The organism is Thermodesulfobium narugense DSM 14796 (assembly GCF_000212395.1).
Lineage (GTDB): Bacteria > Thermodesulfobiota > Thermodesulfobiia > Thermodesulfobiales > Thermodesulfobiaceae > Thermodesulfobium > Thermodesulfobium narugense.
The window spans coordinates 742719-761286 of record NC_015499.1 but is presented as its reverse complement, the minus strand read 5'-3'; the positions used below and the strand labels follow the sequence as shown (position 1 = coordinate 761286).

The 18568-nt window shown below is 32.7% G+C and carries 17 protein-coding genes, 1 tRNA gene and 2 pseudogenes; 7 read left to right on the top strand and 13 right to left on the bottom strand.

The genetic code is table 11. From position 1 onward, the window contains the following. Window positions 1-395: 395 nt before the first annotated feature. From THENA_RS10185 to THENA_RS03945, 5 genes and pseudogenes are all read left to right on the top strand, one after another. Window positions 396-512 (top strand): annotated as a pseudogene (locus THENA_RS10185) (transposase); the annotation flags it as partial. A gap of 280 nt (window positions 513-792) precedes the next feature. Further along, a complete protein-coding gene (locus THENA_RS03955) occupies window positions 793-1572 on the top strand; it encodes a sulfide-dependent adenosine diphosphate thiazole synthase (protein ID WP_013756138.1) in 780 nt (259 codons plus the stop codon). Further along, window positions 1556-2125 (top strand): annotated as a pseudogene (locus tag THENA_RS10245) (NFACT family protein); the annotation flags it as partial. The gene THENA_RS03955 and the pseudogene THENA_RS10245, both read left to right, overlap by 17 nt. 138 nt (window positions 2126-2263) lie before the next feature. Further along, a complete protein-coding gene (locus tag THENA_RS03950; RefSeq protein ID WP_041437926.1) occupies window positions 2264-3103 on the top strand; it encodes an NFACT RNA binding domain-containing protein in 840 nt (279 codons plus the stop codon). Between the two features lie 29 nt (window positions 3104-3132). Further along, complete coding sequence (locus THENA_RS03945; RefSeq protein WP_041438377.1) at window positions 3133-4074, top strand: RluA family pseudouridine synthase; 942 nt, start codon at window positions 3133-3135, stop codon at window positions 4072-4074. On the opposite strand, the gene rfbB is transcribed toward THENA_RS03945, so the two are convergent. Next, a complete protein-coding gene (rfbB, locus tag THENA_RS03940) occupies window positions 4056-5051 on the bottom strand; it encodes a dTDP-glucose 4,6-dehydratase (RefSeq protein WP_013756135.1) in 996 nt (331 codons plus the stop codon). The genes THENA_RS03945 and rfbB overlap by 19 nt on opposite strands. 11 nt (window positions 5052-5062) lie before the next feature. Continuing rightward, the gene (locus THENA_RS03935; protein WP_169309412.1) at window positions 5063-5503 is read right to left on the bottom strand and encodes a methyltransferase family protein; all 441 of its coding nucleotides are present in this window, start codon (window positions 5501-5503) and stop codon (window positions 5063-5065) included. 181 nt (window positions 5504-5684) lie between these two features. Here THENA_RS03935 and THENA_RS03930 point away from each other — a divergent pair, with 181 nt between their 5' ends. After that, window positions 5685-6314 carry a uracil-DNA glycosylase gene (locus THENA_RS03930; RefSeq protein WP_013756133.1) on the top strand — a complete coding sequence of 210 codons (630 nt, stop codon included), beginning with the start codon at window positions 5685-5687 and terminating at the stop codon, window positions 6312-6314. On the opposite strand, the gene THENA_RS03925 is transcribed toward THENA_RS03930, so the two are convergent. From THENA_RS03925 to THENA_RS03875, 11 genes are all read right to left on the bottom strand, one after another. Beyond that, complete coding sequence (locus THENA_RS03925) at window positions 6315-7211, bottom strand: cell division protein FtsX (RefSeq protein ID WP_013756132.1); 897 nt, start codon at window positions 7209-7211, stop codon at window positions 6315-6317. Continuing rightward, complete coding sequence (ftsE, locus tag THENA_RS03920; protein ID WP_013756131.1) at window positions 7204-7899, bottom strand: cell division ATP-binding protein FtsE; 696 nt, start codon at window positions 7897-7899, stop codon at window positions 7204-7206. The genes THENA_RS03925 and ftsE overlap by 8 nt, the downstream gene beginning before the upstream one ends. A gap of 1 nt (window position 7900) precedes the next feature. Then, entirely contained in the window at window positions 7901-8821 is a 921-nt protein-coding gene (locus tag THENA_RS03915; RefSeq protein WP_013756130.1) for a transketolase family protein, read from the bottom strand. Beyond that, window positions 8818-9648: a transketolase gene (locus THENA_RS03910; protein WP_013756129.1), complete on the bottom strand. Its 831-nt coding sequence runs from the start codon at window positions 9646-9648 to the stop codon at window positions 8818-8820. The genes THENA_RS03915 and THENA_RS03910 overlap by 4 nt, the downstream gene beginning before the upstream one ends. Window positions 9649-9673: 25 nt before the next feature. After that, window positions 9674-10348 (bottom strand): (d)CMP kinase, encoded by a 675-nt coding sequence (gene cmk, locus THENA_RS03905; RefSeq protein WP_013756128.1) that lies wholly within the window; start codon window positions 10346-10348, stop codon window positions 9674-9676. Then, window positions 10345-12270, bottom strand: a complete 1926-nt coding sequence (locus THENA_RS03900; protein ID WP_013756127.1) for a DUF5693 family protein — start codon at window positions 12268-12270, stop codon at window positions 10345-10347. Before THENA_RS03900 ends, cmk begins: the two co-directional genes overlap by 4 nt. Beyond that, a protein-coding gene (prfB, locus tag THENA_RS03895) for a peptide chain release factor 2 (protein ID WP_013756126.1) occupies window positions 12271-13363 on the bottom strand; the annotation gives its coding sequence in 2 pieces (ribosomal slippage) (window positions 12271-13302 and window positions 13304-13363; 1092 coding nt in all). After that, entirely contained in the window at window positions 13360-15876 is a 2517-nt protein-coding gene (secA, locus tag THENA_RS03890; protein WP_013756125.1) for a preprotein translocase subunit SecA, read from the bottom strand. The genes prfB and secA overlap by 4 nt, the downstream gene beginning before the upstream one ends. A 17-nt stretch (window positions 15877-15893) precedes the next feature. Continuing rightward, on the bottom strand, window positions 15894-16433 hold the full coding sequence (gene hpf / locus THENA_RS03885) for a ribosome hibernation-promoting factor, HPF/YfiA family (protein ID WP_013756124.1): 540 nt from the start codon (window positions 16431-16433) through the stop codon (window positions 15894-15896). A 176-nt stretch (window positions 16434-16609) separates the two neighbouring features. Then, window positions 16610-16816 carry a cold-shock protein gene (locus THENA_RS03880; protein WP_013756123.1) on the bottom strand — a complete coding sequence of 69 codons (207 nt, stop codon included), beginning with the start codon at window positions 16814-16816 and terminating at the stop codon, window positions 16610-16612. Between the two features lie 150 nt (window positions 16817-16966). Then, window positions 16967-17053: transfer RNA gene (locus THENA_RS03875), tRNA-Leu, on the bottom strand. A gap of 109 nt (window positions 17054-17162) precedes the next feature. On the opposite strand from THENA_RS03875, the gene THENA_RS03870 reads away from it, so the two are divergent. Next, a complete protein-coding gene (locus THENA_RS03870; RefSeq protein ID WP_154645285.1) occupies window positions 17163-18548 on the top strand; it encodes an ISNCY family transposase in 1386 nt (461 codons plus the stop codon). The last annotated feature ends 20 nt before the right edge of the window (window positions 18549-18568 follow it).

Sequence of the window (18568 nt, the reverse complement as noted above, 5' to 3'; positions counted from 1 at the left end):
TACTAAATAGAACACTAGAGCCATTATTAATAGATTTAGTATATATAGCTTACTTTTATGAACTTTAAAAAATTCTCAAAAAACATCTCCTAAGCGTCACATAAATGGTCACTTATGATTTTGATAAACAGTCTATTAATGGATAATATTAGCCTTAGAAATTAAAGAAAGGCTTATAGAAGCCAACAGGTAAAAAAAGAAACTTTTACAATAAAGCAACTTGAAAAGTAACGTACAGAATTTTCTGTAAAAGTGAAATGACTATCAATAAAGAAAAATAGAAGGCCATCGTCCTCTGATAGAATATAAGTTAGCTAAGCAAAAAACTACCGGAAGTGGACGATGACCAAATATATAATATATAATATTACCCTAGCAAATCAGAACAAAGCTAGTCAGATTTTTTCAGACACTTAAAGGAAAGAGGACTAAAGGGCGTAGATTTTGTAGTATCAGATCAACATGGTGGACTTGTAAAAGCAGCAACAATAAACTTTCAGGAATTAACCTGGTAAAAATGTCAGACTCGCTTTATTTGTAGCATATTAAGCGCATGTCCTAAGCATCTACAAAAGAGCTTAAACAGCTATTTAATGAAAAAATACGACGTAGAGAAAGAGTAATACGTAATTTGTAAATAGAAAGTCAGCAATTAGGCTAATATGAGCTCTACTAATTAACAAATTCTTCGTTCATATAATTTTTACCCAATTTTTATTTCATCAGCATGAAAAAATTCCAAATATATTGTATCATCTATAATTTAGTACAAAATTTTTTAAGGAGGTAATAATGACAAAACATTTTCTTAATCCTGTTACTGACGTAAAGGTAAGTAAATTAATTCTAAAACATTACTTCGAGAACCTTACTGATGCGCTTATTTCTGACGTTATAATAGTAGGAGGAGGTCCATCTGGCCTAACTGCTGCAAGAGAACTTGGGAATTCAGGATATAAAGTAGTAATTATGGAAAGAAAGCTCTCTCCTGGTGGAGGCACCTGGGGTGGCTCTATGTCTTTTAATAAAGTTGTTATACAAAAAGACCTAAAAGACTATTTAAATGAGTTAGAACTTCCCTTTATAGAAGATGAAGATGCGCTAGTAGTAGATTCTTGCCTTTTTGCAAGCCAACTAATTTCTAAAGCGCTTAAAACTCAAAACGTTAAGCTTTTCAATCTTATGACCGTTGTAGATTTAGAATATACAAACAACGCAATTACAGGCGTAGTAGTAAACAATACAGGTATAGAAATAGCAGGACTCCACGTGGATCCAATGGTTTTTCAGACAAAAGCCGTTCTTGACTCCACTGGTCACGATGCTATAGCCGCAAACATCTATTCAAGAAGAGTTCAGCTACCTCTTAGGAAGGAACACTTTATGAACGCAGTTCAGGGAGAAGAAGATACCGTAAACAATACAAAAATGTTAGCAAATGGCTTATTTGTATCTGGAATGGCAGCCAATAATGTTGATGGCGGAAGCAGAATGGGACCAATATTCGGAGGAATGATAAAATCAGGATTAAAAGCAGCAAAACTAATAATGGAGTATATTAAAACTGTTTAATACTTTAACGCTTTATTTAAGTTTTTTAGAAGCAAAAGACAGATTAATTAAAAAAGAAGTCAGCAAAATACAATTTTATAAAGACTGTTTTGTTCTAAATCTCTGGGACAAAGAAGAGGGTGCTATCTTCTTCTTTGTATCCCTTGTAAATAGTGTTCCATTTATAGGCATTTCAAAGGAAAAAGTCATAAAGTTAGAGCCATACAAACATCCCTTTTACGATTTTCTAACTAGACACTTAATAGGGTCTAAAATATCTGGAATTACAATAAACAGGTTCGATAAAGTTTTAAAAATTTCTTTTTCAAATGACTTCCCTGTAGGGAAACTTCCTAAAGTAGGCGTTGTCTTTGAGTTAATTACAAACAAAACTAATGCAATTGTACTGGTAGATAATATTATTAAAATATCTTACAAAGAAATAATTCCTGACGATCCTTTAAGAAGAAAGATTCTTCCCGGAATAGAGTATCAATATCCCGAAAAGTCAACCAAGAAGCTTGAACCAAAAGAAATTGCTCTTGAGATCCTGTCAGAGTTAGGCGTTGAAAAAGCCTTATCAGAAAAGACGTTTGGCATTCCAAAAAACGTTATTGAAGAAATAAAGGATTGGACTCCTCAAAGGATAATTCAATGGATAAACGCTGATTTTGAAAATTTAAATTCAAAAATACTAAACAACGAACTAATTTTGTCTTTAAATTTTGATAAAAGCTCTTTTTTAGAAAATATCTATACAGTTGGTATAAATAAAATTATTGAGTTAAACGAAGAGAAGAAAAAAAGAGAGTTTGAAGCACAAAAAAGAAAAAAGATAGCATACCTGGAAAAAAAACTTGAAAATGTTAAAAAGGATTATGAAAAAAATTTACACTGGAAAGATATACAATCAAAAGCTCAAAATATTTTAAATAATTTAGATAAAATTGATATTGTAAATAACCAGTATGTTTTAAACGGTGAAGTCATTGGGAATACAAGCAAAACCCCAGGCAAGTTTGCAAGCGAATTATTTGAAAAATCAAAAAAAATGAAAAGCGCGCTATCAAAAATTGAAAGGATGATAAATTCTTTAGAATCTCAAATACAAAAAGTTAAATCTGAGCAACCTGAAAATTTAAAAGTAGAAAAAAATGCTAAAGATAAAAAACATAAAGAAAAGGATAAACCAAAGGATTACATAAAAATTGACTTTGATGACTACACTATTGCGTTGGTTGGAAAAAATGCTAACTCTAATATTAATCTGTTAAAGATTTCAAATCCAAATGATTGGTGGTTTCATACAAGAAATTATCCTGGAAGCTACGTAATTCTAAAAACCACAAAAAGGGAATTAGATCAAACAGATGTTAAGAGAGCTGCTCAAATTTGTGCTCGCTTTTCAAAGGGCAAGAAAGAAAAAGAAGTTGAAGTAGTTTTTACTCAAGTAAAATATCTTACAAAACCAAAAGGGAAAAAAAGCGGAACCATATTTTACAGAAATGAGAGGACAATCTTTGTATCACCAGAACAGGAAGAAAATTTTTAAGATTTTAAACTATGCGTGATGAAATAAAAATGAATTCCAATCAAATAGAACTCTTTGCACTACCACTTTTCAATAAAGAAAGATTAGATCAGTTCCTCTTAAACGCCACAAAAGAGGAATCAAGAAGTTATTATTCGAAACTAATTAAAGAAGGTCTTGTAAGAGTAAACGATAAAATTGTCGAAAAACCCTCTTTCATCGTTAAGCCATACGATAAAATAACTCTCTTTCTAAAACCTAAAGAACCTCTCTATATAGAATACGATAAATTAAATATAACGGTTTTGTATGAAGATGATTACATTATAGTCATAAATAAGGAAAGAAACATGGTAGTACATCCGGGACCTGGAAATTTTAGAAATACTATACTTAATGCTTTAATTAACTCAATTAATAAAGATGAGTTTACAGATCAAGAAAGGCCTGGAATTGTTCACAGACTCGACAAGGAAACCACTGGAGTTTTAATAATAGCAAAATCAGAAAAAATAATGAGAAAACTTTCCGAACAATTCAAAAATCGTCAGGTAAAAAAAACTTATTTAGCTTTAGTCTATGGAGACGTAAATTATAAAGAAGGTTTCATTTCAATGCCAATTAAACGCTCAAAAATTCACAGACAAAAAATGGAAGTAAATTTATCCGGCAAGGTAGCTTTTACTGAGTATTCTGTTATTAACAAAGGTATTTTTGAAAAACAAATAGTTTCTCTATTAAAAGTGAATATCTTTACAGGAAGAACTCATCAAATAAGAGTTCATATGTCTTATATAGGTCACCCTATAGTAGGCGATAAAAAGTATTCAACAAAAAGCTGTAAAAATTGCCCTGAAATTGCCCTACACGCACTAAAAATAGAATTTTTACACCCAATCACAAATAAAATAGTAAGCTTCAAAGCCCCATTGCCTCAGGATTTGCAGGATTTTCTAAAAAGATGTAATATTAACTATGATTTAGACCTGTAAACTTTATTCCAATACTCTTTTAAGTTTGCAACCTCCTTTTCTAACCATGCATAGTTTTCTACATACCATTGAACAGTTTCCTTTAAACCCTGATCTAGCGAAAAGGATGGTTTCCACCCCAACTCTTTTGAAATTTTTTCAGTATTCAGCGAATATCGAAAATCATGTCCAGGTCTATCCTTTACAAATTCTATAAGGTCATCTGATTTTCCTAAAATACTTAATATTTTTTTTACAAGATTAAGATTGGTCATCTCCTCCCCGCTACCAATATTATAAACGTTGGAATCTTTGCCATCATTTAAGACTTTAAAAATTGCGCTGCAACAATCCTTTACATATGTCCATTCTCTAATATTACTTCCATCAGCATACACAGGAACCCTTTGGTTATTTAAAGCTTTATATATTACTACCGGAATTAATTTTTCAGGAAATTGCCACATTCCGTAGTTGTTTGATGGTCTAACTATTCGAGTCCTTAAAGAATAGGTCCTAGCATAGGCATTTATTAACAAATCTGCACTTGCCTTGCTAGCAGAATAAGGTGAGTTCGGTCTAAGAGGTGAATCTTCAGAAAATTTCCCATCCTTTCCAAGCTCTCCATAAACTTCATCAGTAGACACATGTACTAATAAAACATCAGAATTTGCTAGCGAATTTAATATACTGGTAGTACCACAGATATTTGTATTAATAAACTCGTTTGGTTCAAGAATAGACCTGTCCACGTGAGTTTCAGCTGCAAAGTTTATAACAGCTTCAATCTTATCTGTCTTTATAATCTTCTTTATAGAATCTTCGTTCTTAATGTCGTCTTTGTAAAATCTTATTTCTTCAATAACTGAATTAATGCGATCCATAGAACCTGCATAAGTAAGCTTGTCAATCACGCTAACTTTATAACCTTTTTCAACAGACTGCCTCACAAACTCGCTACCTATAAAACCTGCACCACCAGTAATTAATATATTCATTTGTCTCTCCCTTAATTAAAAAATATATATTTTAGAATCAAAAAAATATATATAATTATCACTGTTATAGGAGCTCTATATTCGTTATTTGCCATATATCTTTCAAAAGAGACAGGAGCCATTTTAAAGCTTAAAAAGTTTGGGAAAAAAGCAGGAACTTTTTCCTTATATTCAAGAAATTTTTCTTTATGTTCTCTGTAAAGTTCTTCTTCCTCTTCTTTCATTTTGTGAAAGTGTATAAACAAAAATCCTACAGCAAAAGCAACAAGCAAGAAAAAACTCCCACTTGATATCATAACTCCACAACCAGCCAGAAAACTTCCCAAATAAAGCGGATTTCTTACTATAGAATAGGGTCCTTCAGTAGAAAGAACCTTCACTTTATTTATAGTCGCAGCAGCCCAGGCTCTTAATAACAAACCTAAGATTGAAAAAACAGCACCAGTAATCAAAGATAAGAATGTTGGACGGGATAAAAAAATTATCAAAACAAAAAGCAAATACAAAAGTTTTGTTCTTTTTTTAACAAGAAATTCTATAATTTAAATCAATCCTTTCTTTATTTCATGGTTTGTTATTTTAACATATAATTTATATAGTTTGACTTAAAATTTTAAATCTGGAGGAAAAATCTTGTACATACCCAGTTTGTTTGACAATCTAGAAGAAGAAAATAAACAAAAAGAGAACTCAAGCAAACTAAAACTTAGCGACATACTAATTGAAGCAAAGAATTGCAAAAAATGTAAGTTAAGTGAAACTCGTATAAACGTTGTTTTTGGCGAGGGACCTATGAATCCTGATATTATGGTTATCGGTGAGGGACCAGGAGAAACAGAAGACATCCAAGGACTGCCCTTTGTAGGAAAAGCAGGGCAACTCTTAACTAAAATCTTCGAATCCGTGAGCTTGAACAGAAAGGATATCTATATTACAAATGTTGTGAAATGTAGACCTCCAGGCAACAGGAATCCATTACCAGAAGAAATTGAGCAATGTAGACCCTTTTTAGATGCTCAAATAAAAATCTTAAATCCAAAAATAATAATTTTATTAGGTGCTGTCGCATGTAAAACAATCTTAAAAAATTTTTCTTCTATTACAAAAATTAGAGGCGAAATAATATTGCAAGATAATAGATACTATATACCAATGTTTCACCCTTCTTATTTGCTTAGAAATGCTAGTAGAAGCATTGGATCTCCACGATGGCTTACATGGAAAGATATCCAGAAAGTAAAACAGTTTATAGAAGAAAATTAATTAAAAGTCCTTAGTAACAGAAAATTTACCAACGTCTTTAAGCGAAATTAAGCTTCCCAAAAAACCTATAAACGTTCCTACAATTACAACAACCAGACACATTAGAATCCACAAAGACGTATCCAATGGCCAGAAAAATGACCAGGGAGGAGCAGTGTTTGCAATTGCAAAGCTTAAAAAGATTGACAAAATAATAAAGAAAGAGATTGCTAAAAGTGAAGAAAAAAATCCTATAAAGCTGCCTTCAAGAATATATGGCATTCTGATAAAATTCGGCTCAGCACCTACTAGTTCCAATATCTCAAGTTCTTCTCTCCTTGCTAGCACAGATACTTTTATAGTACTTGAAATAACCACAAGAGATGCAAGTGCAAAACCAATGAGTAGAAGTGAGCCTATGAGTGTAATTTTTTGAACGAGAATGTTAAGTGCATTCAAAAGCTGTTGTGGATATCTTGTTTCGTCTACCTGTGGAAACTGAGAGATAACCTTTGCAAGTCCTGCAATATAATCAGGGCTTTTTACTCTCACTTTTATAGTATCAGGTAGAGGATTTTTTATGTCAGATATGTTAATTTTGTTTTGAAAATACTTCTTAAATTTCTCCCAAGCATCGTGTTTTGAAACAAACTCAACAGAAGAGACTCCTTCCATATTAGAAATTGTACCAACCAGCCCATTTATATCCTGACTGGATACGTTATCTTTCAAAAATACAAGTAGTTCTACCTGATCACCTATCTTATTTGAAGCTTGAAACAACGACAAAAAGAGCATCAAGATCAAACCAAAGATTATCATTGTAAAAGAAATAGAAATAGTAGAAGCTATTGCCATTCCCCCACCCCTACTTAAAGAAACAATTGCTTCTCTTAAATATATTCTAAATTTACTCATAAATTAAAGGTTTGTCCCTCAAGCTGTCAGATTCAATCTGGCCATTTTTCAATTGAATTACTCTTTTATTCATTTTACTAACAATAATTGGATTATGAGTTGTTATTAAAATTGTCATTCCCATTCTATTCAAGTTTTCAAAAATAGACATTATCTCCCATGAAGTCTTAAGATCTATATTTCCAGTTGGCTCATCTGCAATTAGAAGTGTGGGGTAATATGATATAGCTCTTGCAATTGCAAGTCTTTGTTGTTCTCCTCCTGAAAGTTCATTTGGAAAAGCTCTTGACTTTGAACTCAACTTAACAAGCTCTAGCGATTTATATGCTCTTTTTTTAACTTCTCTATCAGATAAACCTAGCATTTCAAGGCACAAAGATATGTTTTCTATTGCGGTTTTTCTAGGCAGCAACTTTACGTCCTGAAAAACAACTCCAAGCGTTCTCCTGAATAGAGGGATATCCTTTTCTTTTAATTTTAATAAATTCATGTTATTTACATAGACTTCTCCGGAAGAAGGAAGTAATGCTCTATATAACAGTTTCAACAAAGTTGATTTTCCAGCTCCACTATGACCCGTAACAAAAACAAAATCTCCTTTTTCCACTTCAAGATTTATGTCTTTCAAACCATATATTTGACCGTGATAAATCTTTGACACGTTTTTAAAGACTATAGCTAAATTCACCTTACGACCCTAATAATAACAATTTCTCTTTTATACTGTTTGCATCCAAGCCATAATAACTTAATAAATCATTTGGTTTTCCTGATGTTCCAAATTTATCATTGATACCAATAAAAGATACTTTCATTGGATAATTTCTCGAAAGAGTTGATGAAATCATTGATCCAAGCCCGTTTATAATATTATGTTCTTCAGCAGTTAATACTATTTCGTGCTCTTTTGCAATTTCTATTATAGACTCTTCAGGAAGGGGCTTTATACAAGAAACATTTACTAAAGTTGGCTCTAAGTTATAAGGTTTCAATAGCTCAATTGCTTCAAGACATTTCCACAACATTATTCCAGTAGCAAATATCACTATTTTTTTTCCTTTTTTTAGAATAAAAGGTTTTGTATCAAATTTATAATCATTAGGTAAAATATTTGGAACTCCCATTCTTCCCAATCTTATATACACAGGACCATTATGCTGATATGCCCAATTTACCATTGATTTTGTTTCTATAGGATCTGCAGGAACTAACACTGTCATATTAGGAATTACTGACATCAAAGCTATGTCTTCTATAGATTGATGTGATGCCCCATCCTCTCCTACAGTAATTCCTGCATGAGATGCACATATTTTAACGTTTAAAGATGGATAAGCCACAGTATTTCTAATCTGCTCCCACGCTCTCCCAGTAGCAAATATTGCAAAGGTACTAGCATAAGGAACGAATCCCGCAAGAGAAAGCCCGGCAGCTACTCCTATCAAATTTTGTTCAGCTATCCCAACATTGAAAAATCTCTCAGGAAATTCCTTTGCAAAGAGCGAAGTTTTAGTAGATTTAGAAAGATCTGCATCCAAAGCTACTACTTTATCGTTTGACCTTCCCAACTCCAATAGTGCTTCTCCATAAGCTTCCCTGGTCGCCTTCATTGAACATCACACTCTCTTATTTCAGAATATGCTATTTTTGCTTGCTCCTCGCTTGGAGCCTTCCCATGAAAATCACACATATTTTCCATAAAGGAAACTCCCTTACCCTTTATGGTATGAGCAATAATCACTAAAGGTTTCTTGTCACTTCTTTTTTTTGCTTTTTGGAGAGCAGGTATTAGTTCGTCAAAGCTATGCCCATTTAATTCTAAAACATTCCAGCCAAAAGCATGCCATTTATCAGCTAATGGTTCCAATGACATTACCTCTTCTGTAAAACCATCTATTTGAAGTTTGTTTCTGTCAACAATTGCAGTCAGATTATCCAACTTAAAGTGACTTGCTGCCATTGCAGCTTCCCAAACCTGACCCTCTTCTAATTCTCCGTCTCCCAATAGGGTAAAGACATGAGAACTTAAGCCTTTTAATCTTAAACCCAAAGCACAACCAACAGAAATAGATAACCCCTGACCCAAAGATCCTGTTGACGCTTCTATCCCAGGTAACTTTCTCATATCTGGATGTCCTTGAAACGGACTATTTAATTGTCTTAAAGTATTGAGTCCAGATTTATCAAAATAGCCAGCCTCCGCAAGAGTAGAGTATAGAACTGGTGCAGCATGCCCCTTTGAAAGGAAAAATCTATCTCTAGATTCCAATTGGGGATTTTTAGGATCATAGTTCATAACTTTCCCAAAAAATAAAGAAACCATTATCTCTACACTAGAAAGCGAACCGCCTGGATGTCCTGATTTTGCAGCAGTAATCATTTCAATTATTGATTCTCTTATATTTACTGCATGTTCTCTCAATTGCAAGTCATCCAAAATCCATTCTCCTTTCAATTTGTAATCAATTATACTCTAACTGTTTTCTTTTGTTTCTAACGAGTGAGAAAATTTTATCAACAACCCACTCTACATCCTTTTCTGTCGAATCAATTACTACTGCATCTTCTGCAACCTTAAGAGGGCCTATTTCTCTAGTTGTATCAGACTTATCTCTTTTTTCAATTTGTCTTTTTACTTCTTCAAAGTCAATTTTAATATCTTTTTTAAGCAGTTCTTTATATCTTCTTCTTGCCCTTTCATCAAGTGATGCTGTTAAAAATATCTTTACTTGAGCATCAGGACACACAACAGTAGTTGTATCGCGACCCTCTAAAATAGTATTTGGCGAATTAATTGCTAATTTTCTCTGTTCAGAGGAAAGAAATGACCTTACTACTTTACTAGAAGCTGCTTTCGAAACATGTTTATCTATAATTGGTTCCCTTATCTCTTTTGTTAAAATCCTTCCGTTTAATACGATATCACCATCAACAAAATCTAGTTCAATAGAGTCAATTATCTCTTTAAAAACCTTTTCCAAATCTTCTGAGTCTTCTAACTTTCTGTTTATTAGCTCAAATGTGATAGCTCTATACATTGCTCCAGTATCTAAATACTTGTAATTCAATCTCTTTGATAACTCACGCGCTACAGTGCTTTTACCAGCTCCAGCAGGACCATCAATTGCTATTATCATGTATCAAACCTCGTTTTATATAATTTTAATAAGATAAAAAGTGCAAAGCAAAAAACAAATCCCAAGATCGACCCAAAAAAGAGTCCTTCCAAACTTCTAATTATACTAATATATAATGGAATGTGAATATGTAAAAATGTGTCAGTTAATGATATAAATGCCACAGACGAAATCAAAAAGAAAAATTTAAAGAAATTAATATTTTTTAATCTATACAAATAGAACGAAAATATAAGCATAGAGTACCCTATCAATTCTTTAAATCTAGGCCTTACAAAAAGAATCTTTTCTAAAAAGATTCTTATATGCTCTTCATCAGGTAACAAACCAATTGGGTTTTGATTCCCAGATCTTAGAACATATATTGCTAAAATTATCAAAAAAGCTATCAATGCCACAAATTCTACTCTTCTCATTGGTTTCGTAAGCTCGTTAATGTATTCTTTAACGTTGATAGTTCTAAAAAATATTCTTAAGCCTAAAAGTAATATTGGCAAAACCAAAAGTAGTTTAATCAGAGGAAAAATATTAATTCCAATAACAGAAGTAGCAGACAAATAGATATTGTTTGTTAACAAAGCTCCCAAAATTGAAATTGAAAATACCATTATAAAATTGAGCAGAAATGGTATCCAGTTAGAAGACCTGATTTTATTGTATAAATATATTGGCGGGAAAGTAGAACTCATCAAAGCAGTTTCCCACGCTATAAAGTTAAATTTACCGAAAATAAATAACAAAATATTTATCATCAAAAGAGTAGATGAAAAAATTAATATCCTTCTAGTATCTAAATTAACGGAAAACATCAAAAGCAAAAGACATCCCAAACTGAAAAATATACCAAAGATCCATACAAGCCTTACTGGTTTAAAATAAAACTCGTCATGCGCATTCCAAAGGGCTCTGCCAGGTACAAACCCTTGAAGCTTTATTTCTTGAACAATATTTTTTATGTATTCTAAGTTCGTATCGATAAGATTGCCCTTCAATGGTTCTCCCCAAGGATTAACATATAATACTTTTATATTTCTTTCTTTAATAGCTCTCCCCCAGCGAGGGATAGCATCTGAATATTTTATCTTTTTGCCTGATTCAAACCTGGAATCTGAATAAATGATGTTAGCACCAGGTATTTCATTGTTTGTAATCGCATGAACTCTCAGCACTTGATATGGGATCATTCTTGCCAACTCATCAATACCCTTTTGTTTAGCAAATTCAACATAACCAAAGCGTATATTATTTTCTTCCAAAATCTTAGCATAAATATTAATAAATTTTGGATATCCCAATACTTCTCTTTCACCAAAAATTATCATCCAAATATTTTTAGGATACTGATTAACCCATCTTTCAAAATCTTCTTTGTTTGAATAGAAACGATAATCATTTATTGGTCTTAATACAATATCAAAACCTAACTTCTTACAAAAATCTATCTCTTGATTAAGAAAACCAAAGTACAAAGATGGCAAATCTTCGTCAGAAGAATATACAGAAGTTCCCTTCAAATAAGTTTTTTTAAGAAGACTGTTGTATTTGTTTGTTAATTTATCAAATACTTCTTTAGCAAGTTTAGGATTTCTAAACTCAGCTACCCATATTATTCCATTTTTAATTGACTTTTCGTCTGGGTGAACTAGAAAAACTTCTCCTCTCTCAACCAAAGATTTGAGGTTGGATTCTTTAAGAGCAACAGCAGTAACCCCCTCTTTTCTTAACTCGGTTAAAAACTTATCAAAAGGATAATCTGCTAATTCAGCTAAATCTCTAAATCCCTCATAATCAATTACAATAGATATATGTTTATCAGCTTTTATTTCTACATCAGACCTAATCGAAGAAACAATAAAAGAAAATAAAGCAGAAATAGAAAGCATAAAGAGCCCTGCAAACAAGAAAAGTTTTCTATTAGTCATCTAATCACCTTGATTTTTTTCTTTTGATTCTTTAAGTAAAAAAGCTTTTTGAAATTCATCAATATTTCCATCCAAAACCCCATAAACATCTCCAATCTCTACATTAGTTCTATGATCTTTTACCATTGTATAGGGATGCATAACATAAGTTCTTATTTGTTTGCCCCATGAGGCATCAGTTTCACCCTTGAATTCACTCATCTTGTCCTTTTGTTTTTCTTCATAAAGACTATTAAGTCTTGAAATAAGAATTTTCATCGCAGCCTCTTTATTCTGAAACTGGCTCCTCTCATTCCTACACGTTACCACAATTCCTGTTGGCAAATGTGTAATTCTTACTGCCGAATCAGTTTTGTTTACGTGCTGACCACCAGCTCCAGAAGCTCTAAAAGTCTCTATTTTTATTTCTTCATTTTTTACGTTAATTTCCTTAACGTTTTCAATTAGTGGAGTAACCTCTACCAAAACAAATGATGTATGTCTTCTGTTATTAAAATCAAAAGGAGAAAGTCTTATTAATCTGTGAACTCCTTGTTCAGATTTAAGAAAACCATATGAGTACTTTCCTTTAAAAAAAATCGTAGCAGATCTAATACCTGCTTCATCACCAGGGCTTTGATCCACTAATTCTACAGAATATTTATTTTTTTCTCCCCAGCGAATGTACATCCTAAGAAGCATTTCTGCAAAATCTTGCGCATCCACTCCTCCTGCTCCAGCACTTATTGAAAGCATTGCGTCATAACTATCGTATTTGCCGGACAAAAGAGCCTTAACTTCCAATTCTTCAAGAATTTTAACTAAATTCTTATAACTCTCAGCTATCTCATTTTCAGCACCTTCGTCCTGAAATTCAGTCCAAAACAAAAAATCTTCAAAACTTGAATTTAAATTATTCCATTCATCAATACTTTTTTGAAGATTGTCAGCTAGCTGAGTCAGATTTGAAGATTTTTGAACATCTTGCCAAATTTCTGGGTTTGAAAGGTCATTTCTTATTTCTTCTAACTTTTTTATTTTGTTATCCAGGTCAAAGACAGTCACGAATTTTTAAAATTCTCTCATTTAAAGAATTAATATCGTACTCTATCATGTCTCATTCCTTCCACAACAATGTTTATATTTCTTCCCGCTACCGCAGGGGCAAGGATCATTTCTGCCTATCTTTTTCTTTTTATTATTTTTTTGATTACTCTTAGCATTGTTTATATTGGTTTTCCCTTGAGGAACCTCTTTTTTAGCGCTTAAATCTTCCTTTTTTTCAACAATTACGTTGAACAAAAATTTTAAAGTGTCCTTTTTTATAAGAGTAGCAGTTTCTTGGAACAATTTTGATGCTTCTATCTTATATTCAACGAGGGGATCCTTTTGGCCATAAGCTCTAAGTCCTATACCCTCCCTCAAAGAATCATTGTCCTGTAAATATTCCATCCACTTTTCATCTATAATTCTTAAAGCTATATATTTCTCTAAAGACCTCAATAATTCCGAGCCAAGTTCTGACTCTCTAAGATCATACTTTTCTTTCAAAGTTAATTTAAGCTTATTTTTTAATTCAGACAAATCCTTACAGTTATCGAAAGCATCATCATCTAGTTTTACTATCTCTTGAAGAGATTCCTTAAGAGCTAACAAACTTTCATCATTTATTGTTTTTTTTGGGAAAGACTCATCCACATATTTATCTACAATTTGTTCAATCCAACCAACAATTATATCCTTACAATCTTCACGGGTTAAAAGTTTTTGCCTTTCAGAATATATGTATTCTCTTTGTCTATTTAAAACATCATCATATTCAATTAATTGCTTTCTTATTGAAAAATTATTTTCTTCTACCTTTTTCTGCGCATTTTCTACAGCCTTTGTAACCCATTTGTGTTCAATTGGCTCGTTTTCATCTATGTTTAATTTATCCATCAAAGCAACAAGTCTATCAGAACCAAACAATCTTAAAAGATCGTCGTCTAAAGATAAATAAAATCTTGATGAACCCGGATCTCCCTGTCTACCTGCTCGACCTCTTAACTGATTATCAATTCTTCTGCTTTCATGCCTTGAAGTGCCGATTACGTGAAGTCCACCAAGTTGCCTTACTTCGTCATCAATTACAATATCTACACCTCTACCAGCCATATTTGTAGCAATAGTTACTGATTTCTTTTCGCCAGCATGTGAAATTATTTCTGCTTCTTTTTCATGATACTTTGCATTCAAGACATGATGAGGTATACCCTTTTTCTTTAAAAGCAAGCTAAGTTTTTCTGATTTTTCAATAGATGTCGTGCCAACCAAAACTGGCTGGCCTCTTTCAAAACACTCTTGAATTTCTTTTATCAAGGCTCTCAATTTTGCTTCTTCATTTTTATATATTACGTCTGGAAAATCAACTCTAATTACAGGTTTGTTCGTTGGAATCTCTACTACCATCAGGTTATAGATCTTTATAAATTCAGCTTCATCTGTTTTCGCAGTACCGGTCATACCTGCCAATTTTGCATAAGATCTAAAATAGTTTTGTATAGTGATAGTAGCTATAGTCTGTGTTTCTTCTCTTACTCTTACATGTTCCTTTGCTTCAATAGCTTGATGCAAACCATCAGAATATCTTCTTCCATGCATAAGTCTTCCTGTAAATTCATCTACAATAATTACTTCTCCATCTTTGACCACATAATCTTTCTCTCTTTTAAACAAATGATGGGCTCTTAATAACTGAGTAAGAACGTGAAGCACATCAATATACTTAACATCAAAAAGGTTATCAATTCCCAACAATTTTTCTGCTTTAGCAACTCCAACTTCAGTCAAAGAAAGAGTTTTAGTTTTTTCATCAGGTGTAAAATCTTCTTCGGGTTTTAGTCTGAGAGCTATAGGATTAAGCCTATTATATAGTTCAGTTTTTTGAGCAGCTCTTCCAGATATAATAAGAGGAGTTCTAGCTTCATCAATTAAGACGCTGTCTACTTCATCTACAATTGCATAGTTTAAACCTCTCTGAACCTGATCGGCAACAGTTAAAGCCATATTGTCTCTTAAATAATCAAAACCAAATTCATGATTTACACCATATGTTATATCGCAATTATACGCAGCTTTTCTCTGTTCATTATCAAAGTTATTCTGCAAATACCCTACTGAAACGCCTAGATATTCGTAAACAGGTCTCATCCACTCAGCATCTCTTTTTGCAAGATAGTCATTTACAGTAACGATATGAACGCCTTTACCACTTAGCGCATTAAGATAGGCAGCAGTAGTGGCAGCCAGAGTTTTGCCTTCGCCAGTAGCCATTTCAGCAATCTTGCCATCATTTAATACCAAACCACCAATAAGTTGCACATCGAAGTGTCTGAGTCCTAAAGTTCTTAAAGAAGCTTCTCTTACCATTGCAAATGAGTTAATAAGAATCTCATTAGGAAAATCTTTCTCTTTGAGGTCTTTTAGCGCTTCTCTGTAGTTGTTAGTTATCTGTAAAAAATCTTCCCTCGATAACTTCTTTATTTCTTCTTCTTTATTGTTAATAGCTGCAACAATTTCGTAATATTTTTTTAATTCATTTTCCTTACTAGAACCTAGAATTTTACTTAAAAGCTTATTAAACATTTATATTCCTCAAAATTTTATTTTTCTGGCTCAATTAAACCGTATCCACCTTCATTTCTTTTGTAAATTACATTTACATCCATAGTTTGAGAATTAATAAAAACATAAAAGTTATGACCTAACAATTCCATATCTATTATAGCCTCTTCTGGGGTAATTGGCTTTAAAGGAAATTTTTTTGTTTTAACTATTTTATTTTCATGTACTACTTCTTCGCTCTTTTGCTCTAAAAAGTTTTCATTCATCAAATTTCTATGTCTTTGCACAAGCTTTTCTTTATACTTAGAAATCTGTCTTTCCAGTTTATCATAGACCAAATCTATCGCAGTTCTTAAATCTTCTGATCTTTCTTGAGCTCTAATTGTAGACCCAGCGGCAAAAATTGTAACTTCGGCTGAAAAAATTAGTTTATTCTTTTTGGCGCTTGTTTTAGAAAGAACAACCTGAACTTCTATTATTTTTTTGAAAAATTTTTCTAATTTTGATATCTTGTTAGTAGTATAATTTTTTAGATCTTCTGATAAATTTACGCCCTTATCTTTTACGACTATTTGCATATTTATCCTCCTAGATATAAATTTAATTTTAATAATATTTAGTACTTATGAAACCTTTCACAGTTGTTTTTATGTTTAATGCAAAGTTTTAAATTAAGAAAACAAAAGCCCCTACCAGGGGCTTTTGAAAAGTTTAACTATTAAAAATTATTATTTTAAGGACAATAATATCTTATTTATGATACCTTAGTAACGTTTGATGCCTGCGGTCCTTTTGGGCCATCTACAATTTCAAACTGAACAGCTTGACCTTGCTCTAAGGTTCTGAAACCTTTGCCCTGGATTGCACTATAGTGGACAAAGACATCGCCGCTCCCATCATCCTTTGAGATAAATCCATAACCCTTTTCATTGTTAAACCACTTTACTTTTCCTAAAAACATAGATAAATAACCTCCTAAAACCCTTTCAAAAGTTTAAATTTTTTCTCATCTTTTCTACCTAACTCTTCTAGCCTTGTAAATCAAAAAAACCTAGAGCAAAGTTCACCTCCCTTTAAGAACCCACCCAATAGTCGATTGCAGGCAAGCCCTTGGTGCCGAGACAGGGACTTGAACCCTGACGAACAAAACGTTCACTAGCCCCTCAAACTAGCGCGTCTGCCATTCCGCCACCTCGGCACTTTTTATTAGTATAAATATAAAATCTTATAAAGTCAACTATCCGAATTGCTTCATGTTAACGGACAGTGATATTGTCACCCCTTAAGAAGACAGTAATAATGTCACTATGATGGGAGAGATATTTTTGAGTGTTAAGGAATCACGCAGAGTTTTTGTAATTGAACAAGCAATTGAAGGCAATATCACTAATAGACAGGCAGCTGAAGTTTTAGGCTTAAGTAAACGTCAAATTATTCGTTTGAAGGAGAGGGTGAAAACAGAAGGCGTTACTGGTCTGGTTCACAAAAATAGAGGCAGAGAATCAAAACAGAGAATACCTAAAGAAACTAGAGAAAGGATTGTTAAATTAGCTCAGGATAGTCTTCACAATGCCAGTTGTCAGCAAATAGCTGAAATACTTGAAGAGTTTTATAACATAGATGTTTCATCCAAGACAGTAAATCGTATCTTAAAGAAAAATAATATTCCATTAAGTCATACGCACAGGTCATCTAAGCTTAAGAGGTCACGTAAACGTTTACCTCAGGAAGGTCTACTTTCTCAAATAGACGCCAGTCCTTTTGAATGGCTTGAAGATAGAGGACCAATGCTTTCTTTGCACGGTTCTATTGATGATGCTACTAGTAAGGTTCAGGGATTACATTTTGAACTTCATGAATGTCTTTTTGGTTACTTAAAACTTATTCAACAAGTAGCACAGAACTTTGGAATACCTAAAAGCATATACAGTGATCGTCATACCATTTTCTTTTCACCTAAAGAGGATAAGTTATCAATTTCAGAAGAATTATCTGGGCAAACTGTTCCCTTAACTCAGTTTGGCAGAGCTATTTCAGAATTAGGGATTAGACATATACCCGCTCGTTCTCCACAGGCCAAAGGACGTATTGAACGTCTTTGGGGCACATTACAAAAGAGACTAACAATTGAACTGCGTATGGCAGGTATATCTACTATTGAAGCAGCAAATGAATTTCTACCAGACTTTATTAAAAGGTTTAATCAAAGGTTCGCTGTTGTTCCAGATAACCCCAAGTTAACTTATAGCCCTTGCCCTTCATTAGACAAACTAGAAGAGATTCTATCATGGCATCAAGAACGCAAGGCATCTCACGGCTCTTATATATCTTACCTGGGTCATATTTATCAATTAGTAGATTCTAATGGCAAGGTAATACCTTTAACTCCTAAAAGTACAGTAAAAGTTCTAACTCATCTAGATGGATCATTCAGCGCATTATACGCTGATAAATATTACTTACTACAAGAATTACTCATACCACCTAAAGAAAAAGTAAAGAATGGCTCTAAAAACACTTCAACCAAAAAACCTTATATACCTGCTGCAGACCACCCCTGGCGTCATATGGTTATCAACAAGTTTAAAAGACCTAATTCAAATTCTAATTCAAGTTCTAATTCAAATTCAAATAGCAATGACAATTCATCATTAGTTGATGAAAGAGGGGTGACAAAATCAGTGTCTCATTAATTTACTTTTGTAGTGACAAA